This is a genomic window from Methanobrevibacter olleyae, from assembly GCF_900114585.1.
Taxonomy (GTDB): domain Archaea; phylum Methanobacteriota; class Methanobacteria; order Methanobacteriales; family Methanobacteriaceae; genus Methanobrevibacter; species Methanobrevibacter olleyae.
Genome location: NZ_FOTL01000010.1, coordinates 1 through 18638, shown reverse-complemented (window position 1 = coordinate 18638; position 18638 = coordinate 1). Strand labels below are relative to the sequence as shown.

Genomic DNA, 18638 nt, shown 5'->3' with positions numbered 1-18638 from the left:
CTCTATAAATATATACGATAATACCTATAAAAACTCTAATTTTGTTATATAAATATATACGATAATAGTTATATATTTACTAATATAAAATTATTTTATTTATTAATGATAATTATTTATTATTTATTAATGGTAACTATTCATTTACCTTTGATTTATTTTTTATCTACTTTTTATTAAAGAACAATTTAAGATACTATGACAACTAATCCAAATTATAGAGAATCAGAAACTAAAGAAGGGCAAAGATATAAATATGTTGAAATTAAAGGATATCAAGTTATTCCGATTGAAACACATTATATAAAACCTAATGAAAGTATAAATTTTATGATAGAGGAGATTTCTAAATTATCTGAAGAAAATGATTATTTAGTTATTGCAGAAACACCTATTTCTGTATCTCAAGGAAGGTTAGTTGATGAAGCTAATTATACAGCATCTTATAAAGCTAAATTTTTAGCTAAATATTGGAGTAAATACTTCTGGGGATACATTTTAGGACCTATTCTTGGAATAAAAGAAAGAACTATTAAAAATTTAAGAAAACTTCCTGAAGAAGAATCTGAAAGACATAAAGAGCTTGTTTTAGATTTATATGGTTGGAAACATGCATTAAAACCTGCTTCAGAAGCTGGAATCGATTTAAGTAATGCACCAGGAACATATGTATCTTTACTTCCAGAGAATCCTGAAAAAGTAGCTAAGGAAATTACAGAAAATATAAAAAATAAAACAGAAAATACAATAATCACTTTAATTATAGATACCGATGCGACATATAAGAAAGGAAATAAATATTTCACAGGTCTTCCAATAGCTATTCCAGGTATTGAAGCAAATAAAGGTGTTTTTGGATACACATTAGGCCAGTTATCTGAAAATTTAGGATCAACTCCCCTTGCTTGTTCAAGAGAAATAGATGTTGATGAAGCTATTAAGATAGCAAATATTGCAGAAGATTATCAAAAATCATTATCTACAGCAATGGAAACTATTTATAGTGTGAAAAAGGTTTTAAATTCTGATACTAATGAAATTAGTCTTAAATCATTAGATTCTATTATTCATACACCTGCAGTTTTAATTAGAAAAATAGAATAAATGATTAAATTGATTTTAAAAAAAAAGTTATGAATTATATAAAGATTAAATTGATTTTAAAAAAAAGTTATAAATTATATAATGATAAAAATGATTTAAAAAAAAAGTTATGAATCATATATAAAAATAAAAAATAAAAAAGATAGAAATAAAGAGATTAACTGGAAATTATATCTTCAAGAACTTTAATTTCTTCTTTTTTCTTATCTATTTTTTCCTGATTGTCTTCGAATTCTAAGTCAACATCACATTCTGGACATAAGAATTCAACAGTTGAAGCATCCTCAAAGTCAAGACGGTAATGGCCAAATGGGCAAACAAAGAACATATTGTTTTCTTCATATGTCAATTCAGCATTTAATCTCTTAAGTTCTGAACTTGCTAAATTAAATTCTAATTTCTTATACTCATTTTCACTAAATTTCCAATCATAAGTATACCATTGAGTTTCTTTATCTTTATCTCTCTTATAACTTGCTAAGCGCATATCATATAGTTTATAAAGAATTTTTCTCACTATATTTAACTTACAACTGATTTCTTCAGAGATTTCTTCATCTGTTGTATATCCATTTTTAAGGCATTCAATTGTCTCATCGAAAGTAAGATACCAAAATTTTTGATTAACTGCTCTTTTTCTAGTAGTTTTCTCTTTTTTAGATTTTCCAGCTTTAGGCTTTTTAGTAGCTTTTTCTTTTTCTTCAAATTCTTCTGAAACATCAACAGCTTCTTTAATTACTAGTTCTTCAGATTCTTTATCTTCATTGATAACTTTTTTATCATCCTCAGAAGATTCATCTCCAACTACATCGTCCTTTTCATCTTCTTTTTTATTGTCTTCAGAAGATTTTCCTTTTTTATCCTTTTTATCTCTTTCGTCCTTTTTTTCTCCTTTAATTAAAGAATTTAAATTGTCATTTAAAGTTTTTAAGGTTTTTTGACAGTATGTTTTTTTAGTTTCTTCTAAAAGAGATTCGTTCTCTTCAATGAATTGATCTACAATTTTTACATCTAATTTAACTTTTTTAGCCATCTCTTCATGAGAAAGTTTACCAGATCTAAAATGTTTAATTAACTTTATACAAACCTCATTAACTTTTACAGGATAAACAAAATTATTATTTTCAAGCAATTTAAGAACATCTTTAACTGTTTTAATATCTATTTTAGTTTTTCTAGCAATATCCTTATCAGCACATAATCTACTTTTAGGCCATTCTTTAAGACATCCGATAATATCTACAGCCTCTTCAAATTCAAATATTTCCGGAAATAAATTTTGAATAATAGGATCTCTTAACATAATATAGTCTTCCTTATAGAATCTTAAATTTTATAATAAAAATCTTTAAAAAACTTAAATTAATATTTAAAATCTGAAAATAAGCAATTTAATAGAAAATTAAAATTTAATAAAAATTACTCATTATGGTAAATAATTTAATAAATTACATTATATCTATATTTATATACACACTATATTAATAAATGTAATGTTTTTATAGAAATATCTATTCTGATGTTGAAATACCATATTGATTTAGCCAAATTTATTTATAAATCTTATAAATTAAGATTAAAATTAGTTTTCTTTATTTAAGAAGGGTATAATTTTACTAGCATTTAATTTTACTGAATGGTCTTTATATAAGAACAAATCATACTTTCAAGCTTATTGCCGATTGTATATAATCTATCTAAAAAAATGAATGAATTACAGAATAGAAACTTTTAAAACTCCTTCCACTTTAATGAATTCACTTAAAAGTTCTCCAGGAATAGGGTCTTCTGTAATGATTGTTAAGACAGGATTTGTCTTCAGTTGAATGTCTCCGGCATATGCTTGACGGATACTTATATTATGCTTACTCATTATCCAAGCTACATTAGCTAAGACACCATCACTTTTTTCACCAGCTTCTATCTCAATAACACCCAAATCTAAATTCTTTGCAATATTTTTTATTAATGTTCCTGCTGGAATAATATTTGAAAATATTTCATACAATTCATCATCTGCAATAATAACATCTACAGTAGATTTAATTACTCTGCGATCAACATTTGCTGCAGCTGCTAATGCAGAATCACTGATTTTTAAATCCCCACAATATATTTTTCCGTCATCCGCTATTCTTAAACCTAATTCAAACATTTTTTGAGCTACAGTCATTCTTGCAGGATATTTACTAAACTTTAAATTTAAATTTCCCCACATAGTACCACCAATATATTCTCTATTAATATATTGTACTTTTAAGTATATAAATGTATACCAATACATAAAAATGTACATTTAAAATATGTGCAATTCAATAATAAAGTTAAATTGTAAAAAATATAAAAACCTTTTAAATAAAAAAATAGCCTAGATTCTAATAAAATAAGATAAAATTGACTAAAAGGTAAAATTATCTAAAAAATAAATAAAATTAGCAAGTAAATAAAATTAGCAAGTAAATAAAATTAGTAAATAAATAAAATTAGTGAATAAAATTAGTAAAAGTAGGCTAGCTGGGATTCGAACCCAGGACCTCACGGTTATCAGCCGTGCGCGCTGACCAGGCTGTGCCACTAGCCTATACGAAATAAAATACAACTATTATAAGATATATGTTAAGTAATATATAAATCTTTTGATTATAAATATTCTAAAGATTAGAAAACAATGAAAATATTAAAAAAAATAGAGTAATTAAGTTTAAAAAACTTAATTATCTTTATTAAGCATCTCATTAAGAGAATCAGCCATTACATGACCTTCAATAATGAGTTTAACTTTGTCAATTCCTTCAACTTTTAAAGCTTCAGCTTTAGCTTGAGCAGCCATACGAGTAACACTCATACAACCAGGGTTAGTAGGTTTAATAACTAATTCTGCAGTTGAACCATCAATTGCAATAGATTGTACAATACCCATTTCTACAATACTTATGCCCATGTGAGGGTCGTTTACAACAGAAACTGCATCTTTAACAGCAAGTGCTAATTCTTCAGACATTTTATCTCCTCGATATTTTTAAATAACATTTAAATAATTTTTTATAAAAATTTTTAAATAAAATTGATAACATTAATGCATAGAATAAAATAACTAAGAGCTATATTTTTCTTATAAATTTTATACTAACAAAAAGTTAATAATATAACTATTGTTCTAATTATATTTATAGCTTATCAATTAAGATAATAAAAATTAATATAAAAATATTAAAAAATTAAATAAAATTAGAAAATTAATAGAATAAACAATGAAAAATAGGAAAAATAGGAAAAATAGAAAAAATTTATTTAAAAAATGAAAAAAATAGAATAAATAGAAAAATTTATTTAATTCTAATTTTTCTTCCTATGTCTTATTTTTACTCCAATTCCATTTCTAGATTCCATCATTTCCTTACCGGTTAAAACAGCTTTACCAACTGCTACAATTTCATCATTTCTAACAACAGCAACTTCATCTTTCGGAAGAATAGTTAAATCTGCATTTACAATACCTGGAGCAAATAATGAATTTGTTTTTAAGTCAAAATCAATTTCAACTATATGAATACCTAGCTCAGCTAATCTTCTAGCTCCTTCAAGGTTAAGAGTATATAAACCAATATCCCTATTAAGAAGGGCTAATTGCTTACCTTTTGAATAAATATTTCTATGATATCTCCCTTTAGTAACAACATCATCAGTGATTATTTTTTCAGCTTCTAGTCCGAACTGATATTTAGCAATTGATTTAAGTTCATTAAGAACTCTATCCTTATGTTTAGTTTTTGGATATTTTTTAAGTTCTTCTCTTAAATTAAAAATTGACTCTGGAGATGTAGGCCTACCATCTACACAAACATAGGTACAATTATCTAAATACTCACGACAAACCTCTTCATAGCCTCCATCAACATTAGCAATTACTGCTTTATCCCCAACATAATCTCTAAGAAGCTCTCCAGCCAATCGTATTTCCTCTTCATTCCAATCACCAGAAACTGCAACATCATAAGATTGGATTGGAAATGTATTTTCCATTTCTCTTGGACAAATACCAAATGGGGAAGTTACAATTAGTTCTTGATAACCTTTAGTAGCTCTTCTAAATTTTTGATGAGATTGGGAATTAGAATATGGCTTTTTCATACTACAGGGGAGAACTACAACTACATCACCTATAGGTGTCATCATAGACATCCTTTCTCTCCATCTAACTACTTCAGGCCTAAATAATGACTCATCACTTGAACAAATAACTTTCATTCTTTTCCTCGTATAAAATTATAAAATTAATAACTAATTATAAAAATCAATAATCAATTAAAAATAATTAAATAAATAAAAAATTGGATAAATAATTAAATAAATAAAAAATTGGATTAATAATTAAATAAATAAGAAATTGAATAAATAATTAAATAAATGAAAAATTGAATAAATAATTAAATAAACATATTAAATATTTAAATTTCATTTATAAAATAGTTTTTATAAAGACTATTCAAATCTTAAAACAAGCTCTTCATGAATTTCTTTAATTTTTTCAATAGATGGATGATTTTCACCTAATTTTCTTTTCCACTTTTTAATAGTAAAATCAATACCAACTTCCTCAACACCATTAAAAAGATTATCTGCATGGGAAACTATTTTTTCTTCTAAAGTTTGAGGAATATAAGATTTTATAGGTAATCCTAATTCTTTTGAATCCTCTTCAGAAAGGCCAGTTCCAATATGTCTTTCAACAATATTAACTATTTCATCAGAAAATCCTCTCTTTTTAAGTATTTGAGCACCGATTACTGCATGTTCAATAGAATTAGTTTTAGATCTGCCAATATCATGTAATAAGCCACCAACTCTTACAAGCTCCATATCTACATCATCAAAGTTAGATGCAATTTCACAAGCCTTTCTTGAAACTCCTTTAGAATGCTCAATTACCCATTCAGGACAATCAAATTCCTTTAATAATTTTATTTCTTCATCCATATAATCACAAATTCAATAAAATAATCGAATCTTGAAAATTTTTAATAAATTAAAATAAAAATAGTATAAAAATAGTTAAAATCATCTAAAGAATAAATCCATAAGAAAATAAAAGATTAAAAATAGAAAATTAAAAAAAAACAAAAAATAAAGAATTTTATAACTCTTATTTCATCATTGTTTCATCTTGTCTTCTTCTTCTAGCATCTCTAACAATTCATCCCAAGATTCTAAAGATTCCTTTGCAGCTTCCTCAGATAATTTTTCAATAGCATATCCTGCATGAATAAGAACATAATCTCCAATTTTTACATCTGGAAGAAGATCTAATTTTGCATTTTGTCTTACTCCTCCAAAGTCTGCAGCACAAATATTAGATTCACTGTCAATTTCTACAATTTTAGCTGGTGCAGCAATACACATAACAACAACTCCTTCTGGTTTTATTTAAATGAATTAAATCAATTTGAAAAATTTATTTTAATTCAAAATCACTTTCTTAATAGTTTTATTATTAGTTTTTACATTATATAAATATTTTTATTTTATAGAACAAATTGAATAGACAAAATCTAGAGCTAAAAAATAAATCAAGTAAAACTTAAAAATCCATTAGTTCTTTTTATTTTATAAAAATTTTAGATTTAACTAAATCCATTTGTAAAACTACTAAATAAGCTTATATATAATAAAACATATAATATTATTATCAATATAACTTTAATAAAAATAAAATATAGTTAAATCTTGTTAAATTTATCAAATTACAAATATAGCTTTAATAAAAATAAAATATAGTTAAATATTGTTAAATTTATCAGATTATATTGATAGCAATTTGGAGGAACGTGATTATGCATATTATGGAAGGATATTTACCATTAACATGGTGTATTATATGGTTCATCATATCATTCATCGTTGTTGCTTTTGGTATTTATCAAATTAGAAAAATCGTAGATGAAAATCCTGAATCAAAGGCTTTACTTGCTGTAAGTGGAGCGTTCATGTTCATATTATCATCTTTAAAATTACCATCTGTTACTGGAAGTTGTTCTCACCCTTGTGGTAATGGATTAGCTGCAGCTTTATTCGGCCCTGCTGTAACAGCAGTATTAGCAACTATCGTGCTTATTTTCCAGGCATTATTACTTGCACATGGTGGATTAACCACTTTAGGTGCAAACATTTTCTCAATGGGTATTGTAGGCCCATTTGTAGCTTGGATTGTATACAAAGGTTTAACCAAAGCTAATATTTCATCAACCATTGCAATTTTCTTTGCAGCATTTTTAGGTGACTTATTAACTTACGTAGCGACTTCATTCCAGTTAGCTTTTGCATTCCCTGCACCAACATTCGGCACAGCATTAGGTACTTTCTTAACTATCTTTGCAGTTACCCAAATACCACTAGCTATTGGTGAAGGTATTTTAACCGTGATTATCTGGGACAGATTAAAAGCTTACAAACCAAAATTATTAGATAAACTCGATGCATTAACTCCTAATGAAGCATAAGGTGATAGATATGGAAAGATCAACATTAATAATTTTAGCAGTCATTTGTATTGTAATCTTCATTGCACCATTAGTAATGTTTAGTGGTCTTGGAGAAGATGACGGATACTTTGGCGGAGCTGATGATGCAGCTAGTGAAGCTATTGAAGCATCAGATTATGAACCATGGTTTTCATCAATATGGGAACCACCTAGTGGCGAAATAGAAAGTTTATTATTTGCTCTTCAAGCATCTATTGGAGCAATCATTATAGGTTACTTCTTTGGTTACTGGAGAGGGCAAGGTAAAGAAGAATAATTCTTCTTTATCCCTTTTTCTTTTTTTGTGATTTTATGAAATTTGATATAGATTATATTGCCCATAATAATAAGTTAACTGAAGCAAATCCTTATTTTAAATTGTTTTTAACAATAATCCTATTAATTGCTACATTAGCACTAGATAACCTATATTTCGATATTTTTATATTTATTCTAATGTCTATTGTAATATTAGCTATAGCAAAGATCAACTATAAATCCTATTTAAAATTTTTAACAATCCCCCTTGCATTTCTTATTATAACATGTCTCTTTTTAATATTTTTCTTTGGAAAGGGTGATGTTATCTATGAAACAGGAATATTTGGCATTGTAGTTACTAGAAACTCATGGCATTATGGTCTGTATACATTCTTTAGAGTTATTGGATGTTTACCTTCTTTAGGTTTTCTTGCTTTAACAACACCAATTGCAAAAATTTTCCATTGCTTAGAAACAATGAAAGTACCTAAAATTCTTATTGAAATCGGACTTTTAATGTATAATACAATATTCATATTTTTAAATGAAATTGATACAATGCAAAAAGCACAAGAAACTAGATTAGGTTATCATTCCTACTGGAGTTCATTACGATCTTTAGGTGCTCTTATAAGTACTATATTTTTAAGATCTTTAGATAAAAGTGAAACATTACAACATGCTTTAGATTCTAGAGGCTATACTGGAGAGCTTCCAGTGTACATACCTCCAAAAAAGGAGGAATAAAATGTTAGAAGTGAAAAATATTAAATACTCTTATAATAATAAGTATCAAGCACTTAAAGGAGTTAGCTTAAAAGTTGAAAAGGGAGAAATGATTGCTCTTTTAGGTAAGAATGGTGCTGGAAAATCTACATTGTTTCTTCATTTAAACGGTATCTTTGAGCCTGATGAAGGTAAAGTATTTATTGAAGGTGAAGAATTAAAATATGATAAAAAATCTCTAGTTAAATTTAGGCAAAAAGTAGGAATTGTTTTTCAAAATCCTGATGATCAGATATTTGCACCTACAGTAGAGGAGGATGTTGCTTTTGGACCTTTAAATCTAGGTTTGCCTATGGAAGAAGTTCAAAAAAGAGTAACAGAAGCATTAGCTCGTGTAGGAATGAGCGGATTTGAGAAAAAAGCGCCTCATCACCTAAGTGGCGGTCAGAAGAAAAGGGTTGCTATTGCAGGTATTCTTGCAATGAAACCTAAAATAATGGTTTTAGATGAACCTACTGCAGGTCTTGACCCTCAAGGAGTAACAGACTTAACTAGATTATTAAAGGAACTTAATGAAGAAGGAATTACAATTATTATTTCAACTCATGAAGTTGACCTAGTTCCTAACTATGCAAAAAAGGTATTTGTTTTAGTGGATGGTTTATTAATTGCAGAAGGAAGCACTAAAGAAATTTTTGCACAACCAGAAATTCTTGAAAAAGCAAATCTAAAAGTACCAATTGTCACAGAGCTTTTCCAAAGATTAGAAAGTGAAGGGATTGATATGGAAAATGATTATCCTTTGACAATTGAAGAGGCAAGTGATAAGTTTTTAAACTTATTAAATAAAAACTAATTTTTTTAAAAATCATAAAACAACCTTCATAATATAGTTAATAAAGTATTAGTATAAATAAAAATTAATAATACTTTTTAAAATTTTATATCAATTAAACTCTTTTTCTATAACTTACTAATATAAATAATACTTTTTAAAATTTTATATCAATTAAACTCTTTTTCTATAATGTGCTAATAGAATTTTTATAAATAATTCTATGAATAATTAATAAAAACTTTATAATAAAATAAACAAACTAAAAATAATGAAAATTAATTTAATAAACACCAAAATAAATTTAAAAATAGTTTAAGGGATAATATGGAAAACATTGAAAAAATTAAAAATATTGTTATTGGAGCAGGTCCTGCAGGAAGACTTGGATCATTTGAACTTGGAAAATTAGGTGAAGAAACCTTAATTATAGAAAAGAACTACATTGCAGGAACCTGTCTTAATGAAGGATGTATGGTTGTTTGTGCATTAACTGATATTAGTCGTTTTTTAAGAGATTATAAAAGATTTGGTGAAATTGGATTTATCAATGGAGATATAAGCCTTGACTTTAAATCTGCATGTGATAATATTAAAAAGACTCAAAAAATCCTCCGTAAACTTAACCAGGAAGAAAATGAAAGTGTGAATAATAAAGTCCTCTATGGCCAAGCAAGTGTAGAAATAAATGAAGATGAAAAAATCATAGTTACAGTTAAATTAGACAACAATAATGAGCTTCAAAATCAAGAATATAAAAATAAAGAATATTTAAGCTTTGAAGCTGAAAATTTATTAATAGCTACTGGTGCTAGACCATTTATTCCAAATATCCTAGGGGCAGAACATGCCTTAACAAGTAGTGATGTACTTAATCTAGAGGAAATTCCAAGTAAATTAAATATAATAGGTGGAGGAATAATAGCTACTGAGCTTTCCAATTTATTTTCAAGCTTTGGAAGTGAAGTAAAGATCATTGCAAGAAGTGAAATCTTAAAAGATTTAGATTTAGAAATTAAAGATTATGTAGTTAGTAAACTTATTGATGAAGTGGAAATTTATGAAAATACAAATGTTTTAGAAATAAGTGAAAACTCTATTAAAACAGATAAAGGAGAGTTTCTTGGTAAAACTTTAATAGCTACTGGAAGAGTTCCTAATTCTGAAATTGTAGCAGATATTGTAGACTTAAATGATGATGGCTCAATTAAAGTAAATGAATTTTTCCAAACCTCAAATCCAAATATCTATTCTGCAGGTGATGTTACAGGAGGAATAACCTTAACCCCTTATGCAAGAAAAGAGGGAATTTCCGCAGGAAGGAACATGGCAGGTTATTTAAATAAATTTGATGATCTTATCGTTCCACAATCATTAACATTAGATATGGATGTTAGTTTTGCTAAAAAACAAAATAGAGGTATTGATGGTAAAGATAATGAAAACATTAAAGATGTTGTTATTCCAGGTCTTGCAGGGCCTCATGCCTTTTGGAGAATCTTAAGTGGAGGAACAGGACTTACTAAAGTTTCATTGAATAAGCAGACCGAAGAAGTTGAAAAAGTAAGCTCAATTTCACCATCTTCAATTGATGATACTGCATATCTCGCATTCTTAATGAATATGGGAATAGAAAAAGAAGCATTTGATGATTTTTTAGAAATTCATCCATCAACAGATGCTTATTATAAAATTTTAAAAATCATGTAAATGATTAAAAAAAAATAGAAAAAATAATAGATAAAAAATAGAAAAAATAATAGATAAAAATAAAAAATAATGATTAAAAAAGGATAAGATAAAGATTTATTTTATCCAAATATTCTTTAAAAATAGAAATAATTTAAAAAATAGAAGAATTGATTAAAATAATTATTTTAAGCAATTACTTATTTTAACCAATTAATTAAAACATCATCACGTGGATTTGGTTCGTTTTCATTAACTTTATAACCTAAAGAAACCCCATATAATGGAGTGTAGCCTTCAGGAATGTGTAAGTTTTTCAAGTTTTCTTCAATGCTGAAGTAAGCTGCAATTAAACCTAGCCAACAAGACCCAATGTCTAAACCTTCAGCAGCAAGAAGCATATTTTCAATAGCTGCAGAAACATCTGCTTGCATATTGGTTGCAGAAGATTTAGCAGAAACTATTACAACAGTTGGGGCATTATGCATTATATGTTTTCCAGATTTTGCAATAGCTTCAAGAAGTTCATCCCCAGAATTTCTTAAGATATTATTAACAGATTCATTAATATCATCAAGAAGTTCTTTATTTTGGATTACAGTAAAATGCCATGGAGCCTCTCCTCTTGCAGTAGGTGCTAAAATAGCTGCATGTAATATTTTTTCAATATCTTCATCATCAATTTGTTCTTGCTTATATTCTCTTACACTTCTACGATTTTTAATAACTTCAAAAATATCAGCCATAAATATCACCATGATTTTAATTGTTTAAATAAAGCCTATAATATCTTTATAATAATTTAAATAATATATAATAACCTTTAATAAATCAATAATATATATAATCTTTAATAAAAATTAACTCTTTAAATGCCTAAATTTAATAAACCTTAATATAGCTTTCTTAAATCTGCAGGTTTTGTTCTAACATCTTTTTCAACTACTCTTTCAAGATTATGAGAGTATGGATTATAAATTAACCTTCTAAATCCAAGTGCAATTAATAAATTATCACTAATTTCTTTTTGACTCTCCCTAAGAATGATTTTTCTAAATAAATCACCTAAACCTCCACCAGTTAAAACATCCATAAATAAATCACCAAAAGTTGGATTGTTTATATGTAATTTATTAATAAGGAATCTAGATAAGTTTCCTCTTCTAATATATGCAATTAATCCAGTAGTTACAATGAATAATATTAAAGTTCCTACAAATCCTCCAAGAATATAAAAACCAATTCCTAAAGCAATGGCAAAACTATGATTACCTACTTCACCTAACATGATCTTTCCAGAATAATCTAAAGGAGCATAACCTAAACAAGTAATTAAAGTAAGCAAGGGTACATAATATGCAGGAATCTGTGCTACAGGTGCTACACCTATAATAACAACTGCAAGGATGGTGAATAAACTCATAATAGAAACTACACTTACTGCAGTTCCTGGTTGCATATCTGCAATATTTAATGGCTGAATCATTAAAGCAACTAAAATAGAAGAGACACCCATAAGAGGATAGCCCAATCCAATAACACATAACATACCTATTCCTCTAGCAAGCTGGCCTATTTCAATAGGTAAATTAGCTATTCTTCTTCTACCCATTATATCATCAACTAGAGCACATAGTCCCATTACTAAAACAAGATTGTTATATCCTGCAGGTAAAAATAAACTAATTAAAATAAATGGAACTATGCCAATCCCACGAGGAGTTCCTCCACGTACTGATTCATATAGATTACCTATGTAGCCTCTTTTACCTAAGAAACGGAATATAATATTTAAAGCTCCAGTTCCAATTAATGATAATATAAATACAATAAATAATTCTAAATACATCTTTAAAATCCTTTTATTTTCTAATATAATAACAATGTTTTTATAATTTTTAAAATATTATTATTTTATAATCTTTAATATAATATTAATATTTTTATAATTTTTAATATATAACGTTTATTTTAGAGAATCTGAAAAAGTACTTAAAAAACTAAGAAATAGAATACCTTAAAGTAGCAGCCATACCACCTAATCCTTCAAGTTGTTTTCCACCTTCATGTTGACTGCTTATAACTAACACTTCACCAGACATCCTTTCTACCATATCCATAGATTCCTCTAAATCTTCACTTCTAATTAAATTATCTAAAACAAGTAATTTTTCAATAGCCCCTATATTAATAGCTTCTTTTACTTGTTTTTTACCATAAACCACTAAATTAGAAGATTTAGCTATTTCTTGAAGTATTTCATTAATAGCTGAAATTTCAAATGCAACTCTATTTTCTGCAGCTAATTTTTCAACTGTACCTTTTTTAAGAACCTCATTAATACCTACACGACCACCAGAGCCAGTAGACTCAATTATGGACTTTTTAGCTAAATCGGCATGTTTTGATTCTAAATATTTTAAAAAATCATTTTTAAAGAACCCCGGACCTGCTAAAACAATAGTTTGGATATTATCAAATTTAAGGATATAATCTACAATTTTTTGATAAAATTTTTCAATATTTTTAGCTCTATTTTTATCAATAATTTGTTTTCCAGAAACATTTCCCATAACTGGACCATAATACTCAATTCCAAGTTGCCTCATCAAACCAAAATCAGCTACATCATCTTCTAACACTACAATAATTGCAGATAATTTTTTAGAAGCCTCAATTGCCTGATTGATTCTTTTTAAAACATATTGTGACCATTGTTCTTTAAAAATCTTAATAGGTGTATTTAACTTAGCTTCAATTGTATGGTGAGATCCAAGAGGAATCAAGTCTTCAGGACCTTTAATTATAGAACCGATTATTCTAAGTTTTCCTGTAAAAATATGGAAACTTAAATCTTCTACAGAAACACCTAGTGTAAATGTTTTTTTAACTCCTCTGTCACTTCTTAACTTATCTCCTGTATTATCTTGAATTCTTCTTGTTGTTTTAGAATATACAGTATCTCCTTCAGCAATTATATGAGACAAATGCCATAAATCATCTAATGTTTCAGGAAGAAGTTCAATAATCCCTTTCTTTTTATCTTGATAAGTTATCTTCATAGAATTTCCTCAGCTATAACATAAATTAAAATAACAGATTTCTTTAGTAAATCTAGTTCAAAAATTATAAAAAATTCAATAATTATATAATTATTATAAAACAATATAAAATATAATTATCGATAATATATAAAACTAAGTGATTATAAATTAAGGTTTTTATAAAAACTAAGTGATTATAAATTAAGATTCTTATAAAAACTAAGTGATTATAAATTAAGATTCTTATAAAAATTATCTAATTTAAAATTTTTTAATAAACTAATGGAAATAATAAAATGAAAGTTGGAATTATTGGAGGAACAAGGGGTTTAGGAAAAACCTTAGCTTGGTATTTTAAAGACCTTAACTTTGAAGTTACAATTACTGGAAGAGATACTAGAGTAGGAGCTAAAGTAAGTGAAGAGCTTAAAGTTAAATATTCTAATAATAATAAAAAAATAGTTCAAAACAGTGATATTGTAATTATTTCTGTACCTATTTCACATACTGAAGAAATTATTGAAGAATTAGCTCCATTTATGAAAGATGGATCATTAATGTTAGATGTTACTTCTGTTAAAGAAGGTCCAAGTAATAAAATGAAAGAATGCTTAAATGAAGGGGTTGAATTTATCCCTACACACCCTGTTTTTGGTCCTAGAACAACTGATTTGAAAGGGCAAATTATAGTGCTTACACCAATAGAAAAAGGAAAATGGTATCCTAAAGTCTACAAATTCCTAGAAGAGAAAGGTATGAGAATAATTGAAACCACAGCTGAACATCATGACGATATGATGGCTGTTGTACAAGTCTTAACTCATTTTTCTTATATTTCAACTGCTTCCGCAATTGAAAAATTAAAAATAAACCTTAAGGATACAGAAGATTATGAAAGTCCAATTTATAATTTAATGATTGATACAATAGCAAGAATTGTATCTCAAAATCCATATCTTACCTACTCAATCCAACATGAAAATAAACGTGGAGAAAAAATTAGACAAGCTCTATTTGACTCAATTGTAGAATTAAAAGATGCTTTAACAAATGAAGATGAAGATAAATTCGTTGAAATTGCACTAAAGGCAACTAAACATATGGGAGACATTCAAGCAGCATTAGGTAGAAGTGATAAAGCAATAAATTCACTTACACAAGAATACAATATACTCCAACAATCTATTGGATGTGAAATAGGGCTAAAGCATATTTACTCTGGAAAAATACATGTAGGAACACTTAAAAAAATTGATTTAGACTTCGCACATTTAGAAGATGCAAATAAAAAACTTAAAAAATTAAAAATAGCTAATATAGAAATTTTAAATGAAGAAGAATTATTCCAATGGAAAATTAACAATCAAAAAATTTACACAATGGATATTAGCTCTATCTTTAGTAGAGCTTCAAATCCACATATCATTAAAGATACTTTAAAAAGAATTGAAGATATTATTGATGTAGAAATAATTGATGTTTACAAAGGAAGCCCTATAAAAGAAAATGAGATTAGTTATACTTTTAAAATTAAATCATTAAGCAAAGAGTCAACTAAAGAGTGTAAAAAAGTATTAAAAGGATTTGGTGGAATTAGCAGATAAAAATTATCAAATAAAACCAAATAAAAATATTTTCTAATAAACTAATAGTAAAATAATAAGATTAATACTATAAAATAATAATATTATTATAAAATAATAAGACTGATACTATAAAATAATAATATTATTATAAAATAATAAGACTGATACTATAAAATAATAAGATACTAATAAAATAAAGTCGGAGATTAAGCTATGAAAATGATTAAACAAACATTAGGTTTGAATGTGGAAAACCCAAAATATTATATCAAACTAATTATAGAAGCTATATTAATCGGTTTATTCTCAGGTTTTGTAGTGTCTCTTTATAGATTTGGATTAGATAATTCTGAAAATATCTTATTTTCTACTTTAAAATATATACAGGGAGATTTTTTACTAACAATTGCATGGTTCTCCATACTTGCACTTATGGGGCTAATAACAGCACTTCTTATTAAATGGAGTCCAGACAGTTCTGGAAGTGGTATACCTCAAGTTATGGGAGAGGTAAAAGGATACTTTGATGTTTGCTGGTGGAAAACATTAATAGCTAAATTTATTGCAGGGACCCTTACTGCACTTGGAGGGCTTTCCTTAGGAAGAGAAGGCCCATCTGTACAACTAGGAGCTATGGCTGCAAAGGGAGTGTCAAAATATTTGCCAAACAGTAAAACTGATGAAAAACGTCTTTTAGTATGTGGAAGTGGAGCAGGACTTGCAGCTACTTTCAGCGCACCTCTTGCAGGATTTATCTTTACATTAGAAGAAATTAACAAAGGTTTTGACAGATCAATTGTTATTGTAGGTTTAGTTTCAGCACTTGTAGCAGATTTAGTATCTAAATTGTTCTTTGGACAAAGCCCGATATTCCCATTTACATCATTAAATCTTCCATTAAACTATTACTGGTTATTAATAGTTTTAGGAATTCTTATTGGAATCTTAGGATATATTTACAATGTTGGAATGATTAAAACCTCCAAAATGTGGGATAAGTTAAGTTTCCTGCCATTGGAGGTGAAATTTATAATAGTGTTCCTTGTAACTGGACTTGTAGGTCTCTTTTTACCTGAAATACTTGGCGGAGGATACTCAATGATGAGTTTAATTGAGCTAAGTTTACCTCCATTATCTGTTTTAATCGTTCTTTTAATTGGAAAATATTTGCTTTTAATCTTTTGTTTTGGTTCTAGTGCCCCAGGAGGAATATTCTACCCAGTTCTTGTAATTGGAGCTTATATTGGTGCAATATTCAGTGCAATTGTAATCCCCCTCTTTGGATTAAATCCTCTTATAGCATATAAATTTATTATGATTTCAATGGCAGCGATGTTTGCAAGTTCTGTTAGAACTCCAATAACAGCAGTTATTCTCATTGCTGAGATGACTGGAGTTACAAATTCTCTAGTTGCAATGATTGTTGTAGTTGTACTTGCATATATCATACCAACCATTTTAGGTAATGATCCGATTTATGAAACTTTACTTATGAGATTACTTAAAAAGAATAAAGGAATTGACTTCGATAAAACAAAAAGCGTATTAGAAGAGTATGTTGTCCCAATGGACTGTGCATTAATTGGAGAGAAGGTTTGGGAACTTCCAATACCTAAATCTGCAATGGTCGTATCTGTTGTAAGAAGCGGGAATACTTTAATTCCAGATGAATATTTAAGATTAAAGTATGCTGATGAATTATTCATTATTATGAATCAAAATACCTACTTAGATGATAATCAAGAAATCGAATCTTTAATCTATAAGAACTGGAAAAAAGAACAAGTTAAATAAGATAACTATTAAAAAACCAATTTAATACTTATTAAATATCATAAAAGGTGAAAATATGAGAATAGCTGTTGCTTCATCAAATGGAGAAGATTTAGATTTACATTTTGGAAAAGCACATTCATTATATGTTTATGAATACCATGAAGAAAAAGATGAATTTGAATTTATAGATAAAAGAACTGTTGAAATTGAATCATATACCAAGCATCAAAACCCAAAAATTATTGATGCTATAAAAGATTGTGAAGTTGCGATTTGTCAACAATTTGGTGTAAAGGCTCAAATGCATGCAGGAGATTTTGGCTTAAAATTAGTAAAAGATGAAGGTACTGTTGAAGAAGCATTGAGAAACTATATAGACCATGTAAATTTTATGAAGAATATTAAAATCTAGAAATAGAGCTAGATAAGAATCCAAACATTAAATTATTCTCAATAGGTGAAAAATGTCTATTAAATTATTCTAAATATGTGAAAAATAATAGGTGAAAAATGTCTATTAAATTATTCTAAATATATGAAAAATAATAGGTGAAAAATGTCTAAAAAAATAAATTTAAAACCAAGGTCTATGATGTATCCTGCCCCTGCAGTAATAGCTTCAGCTTATGATAGTGATGGAAAAGCAGATGCATGTACTCTTGCATTTGCTACTATGTCTAGCCACTTGCCACCATGTTTAATGATAGCAATTAACTCAACTAAAAAAAGAAAAACACTTGATGACATTTTAGAAACTAAAGAATTTGTTATTGGATTTCCAACAATAAATGAGACTGTAAAATTTTATAGGCTTTTTTTATTTTTTTATTTTTTTCTTCGTTAAATAAAAATAGGTTATTTTTTTCTTTAATTTTGAAATAAAGGATTTAAAAATAGTAAATTACTTAAATAAGTGAGGACAAATAATATTTTATGACTAAACAAAACAAATTTGTCCTCAATACTAATATAAACTTCATACAACTTAAACTTTTTGATTTTAAAAATGAAAAAATAAATCCCAATGAAATTATTGAGAAAAGGCTCAATAAAAGACCAAAAATTAAAAATAATAATCAAAAACTATTTTTAGATGAAA

Annotated in this window: 19 protein-coding genes, 1 tRNA gene and 1 pseudogene; 11 read left to right on the top strand and 10 right to left on the bottom strand. The window is 27.1% G+C overall.

The window, feature by feature from the left end; genetic code table 11:
* Nucleotides 1-198: 198 nt before the first annotated feature.
* Complete coding sequence (locus tag BM020_RS04175; protein WP_074798328.1) at nt 199-1104, top strand: coenzyme F420-0:L-glutamate ligase; 906 nt, start codon at nt 199-201, stop codon at nt 1102-1104.
* 157 nt (nt 1105-1261) lie between these two features.
* On the opposite strand, the gene BM020_RS09310 is transcribed toward BM020_RS04175, so the two are convergent.
* The 7 genes from BM020_RS09310 to BM020_RS04140 all read right to left on the bottom strand — a co-directional run bounded on the left by BM020_RS09310 (nt 1262) and on the right by BM020_RS04140 (nt 6504).
* A complete protein-coding gene (locus BM020_RS09310; RefSeq protein ID WP_234970512.1) occupies nt 1262-2407 on the bottom strand; it encodes a hypothetical protein in 1146 nt (381 codons plus the stop codon).
* A gap of 411 nt (nt 2408-2818) precedes the next feature.
* A complete protein-coding gene (locus BM020_RS04165) occupies nt 2819-3322 on the bottom strand; it encodes a TrpY family transcription regulator (RefSeq protein WP_067145351.1) in 504 nt (167 codons plus the stop codon).
* Nucleotides 3323-3610: 288 nt separating this feature from the next.
* Nucleotides 3611-3685: transfer RNA gene (locus BM020_RS04160), tRNA-Ile, on the bottom strand.
* 129 nt (nt 3686-3814) lie between these two features.
* Nucleotides 3815-4105 carry an iron-sulfur cluster assembly protein gene (locus BM020_RS04155; protein WP_067145350.1) on the bottom strand — a complete coding sequence of 97 codons (291 nt, stop codon included), beginning with the start codon at nt 4103-4105 and terminating at the stop codon, nt 3815-3817.
* Nucleotides 4106-4440: 335 nt separating this feature from the next.
* Entirely contained in the window at nt 4441-5352 is a 912-nt protein-coding gene (locus tag BM020_RS04150; protein ID WP_074798326.1) for a DUF5591 domain-containing protein, read from the bottom strand.
* Between the two features lie 234 nt (nt 5353-5586).
* Nucleotides 5587-6081, bottom strand: a complete 495-nt coding sequence (locus tag BM020_RS04145; protein WP_067145347.1) for a TIGR00295 family protein — start codon at nt 6079-6081, stop codon at nt 5587-5589.
* A gap of 174 nt (nt 6082-6255) precedes the next feature.
* The gene (locus tag BM020_RS04140) at nt 6256-6504 is read right to left on the bottom strand and encodes a HypC/HybG/HupF family hydrogenase formation chaperone (RefSeq protein WP_067145345.1); all 249 of its coding nucleotides are present in this window, start codon (nt 6502-6504) and stop codon (nt 6256-6258) included.
* Between the two features lie 431 nt (nt 6505-6935).
* Between BM020_RS04140 and BM020_RS04135 the strand changes: the two genes are divergently transcribed.
* The 5 genes from BM020_RS04135 to BM020_RS04115 all read left to right on the top strand — a co-directional run bounded on the left by BM020_RS04135 (nt 6936) and on the right by BM020_RS04115 (nt 11154).
* Nucleotides 6936-7601 carry an energy-coupling factor ABC transporter permease gene (locus tag BM020_RS04135; protein ID WP_067145343.1) on the top strand — a complete coding sequence of 222 codons (666 nt, stop codon included), beginning with the start codon at nt 6936-6938 and terminating at the stop codon, nt 7599-7601.
* 10 nt (nt 7602-7611) lie between these two features.
* Nucleotides 7612-7899 carry an energy-coupling factor ABC transporter substrate-binding protein gene (locus tag BM020_RS04130; protein ID WP_067145341.1) on the top strand — a complete coding sequence of 96 codons (288 nt, stop codon included), beginning with the start codon at nt 7612-7614 and terminating at the stop codon, nt 7897-7899.
* A 35-nt stretch (nt 7900-7934) separates the two neighbouring features.
* Nucleotides 7935-8630 carry a cobalt ECF transporter T component CbiQ gene (gene cbiQ, locus BM020_RS04125; RefSeq protein ID WP_067145339.1) on the top strand — a complete coding sequence of 232 codons (696 nt, stop codon included), beginning with the start codon at nt 7935-7937 and terminating at the stop codon, nt 8628-8630.
* A 1-nt stretch (nt 8631) separates the two neighbouring features.
* Entirely contained in the window at nt 8632-9465 is an 834-nt protein-coding gene (locus BM020_RS04120) for an ATP-binding cassette domain-containing protein (RefSeq protein WP_067145337.1), read from the top strand.
* 306 nt (nt 9466-9771) lie between these two features.
* Entirely contained in the window at nt 9772-11154 is a 1383-nt protein-coding gene (locus BM020_RS04115; RefSeq protein ID WP_234970511.1) for an FAD-dependent oxidoreductase, read from the top strand.
* Nucleotides 11155-11333: 179 nt separating this feature from the next.
* Here the strand turns inward: BM020_RS04115 and BM020_RS04110 are convergent, their stop codons facing one another.
* The 3 genes from BM020_RS04110 to BM020_RS04100 all read right to left on the bottom strand — a co-directional run bounded on the left by BM020_RS04110 (nt 11334) and on the right by BM020_RS04100 (nt 14195).
* On the bottom strand, nt 11334-11879 hold the full coding sequence (locus tag BM020_RS04110; protein WP_067145335.1) for a nitroreductase family protein: 546 nt from the start codon (nt 11877-11879) through the stop codon (nt 11334-11336).
* Nucleotides 11880-12025: 146 nt separating this feature from the next.
* The gene (locus BM020_RS04105) at nt 12026-12982 is read right to left on the bottom strand and encodes a cell wall biosynthesis protein (protein WP_067145333.1); all 957 of its coding nucleotides are present in this window, start codon (nt 12980-12982) and stop codon (nt 12026-12028) included.
* A gap of 151 nt (nt 12983-13133) precedes the next feature.
* A complete protein-coding gene (locus BM020_RS04100) occupies nt 13134-14195 on the bottom strand; it encodes an mRNA surveillance protein pelota (RefSeq protein ID WP_067145331.1) in 1062 nt (353 codons plus the stop codon).
* Between the two features lie 278 nt (nt 14196-14473).
* Here BM020_RS04100 and BM020_RS04095 point away from each other — a divergent pair, with 278 nt between their 5' ends.
* The 5 genes and pseudogenes from BM020_RS04095 to BM020_RS10015 all read left to right on the top strand — a co-directional run.
* Nucleotides 14474-15781: a prephenate dehydrogenase gene (locus tag BM020_RS04095; protein WP_067145330.1), complete on the top strand. Its 1308-nt coding sequence runs from the start codon at nt 14474-14476 to the stop codon at nt 15779-15781.
* Between the two features lie 195 nt (nt 15782-15976).
* The gene (locus BM020_RS04090; RefSeq protein WP_067145328.1) at nt 15977-17557 is read left to right on the top strand and encodes a ClC family H(+)/Cl(-) exchange transporter; all 1581 of its coding nucleotides are present in this window, start codon (nt 15977-15979) and stop codon (nt 17555-17557) included.
* Between the two features lie 55 nt (nt 17558-17612).
* The gene (locus BM020_RS04085; protein ID WP_074798324.1) at nt 17613-17951 is read left to right on the top strand and encodes a NifB/NifX family molybdenum-iron cluster-binding protein; all 339 of its coding nucleotides are present in this window, start codon (nt 17613-17615) and stop codon (nt 17949-17951) included.
* A gap of 144 nt (nt 17952-18095) precedes the next feature.
* Complete coding sequence (locus BM020_RS04080) at nt 18096-18383, top strand: flavin reductase (protein ID WP_074798322.1); 288 nt, start codon at nt 18096-18098, stop codon at nt 18381-18383.
* Nucleotides 18384-18472: 89 nt separating this feature from the next.
* Nucleotides 18473-18638: pseudogene (locus BM020_RS10015) on the top strand (ISNCY-like element ISM1 family transposase); the annotation flags it as partial.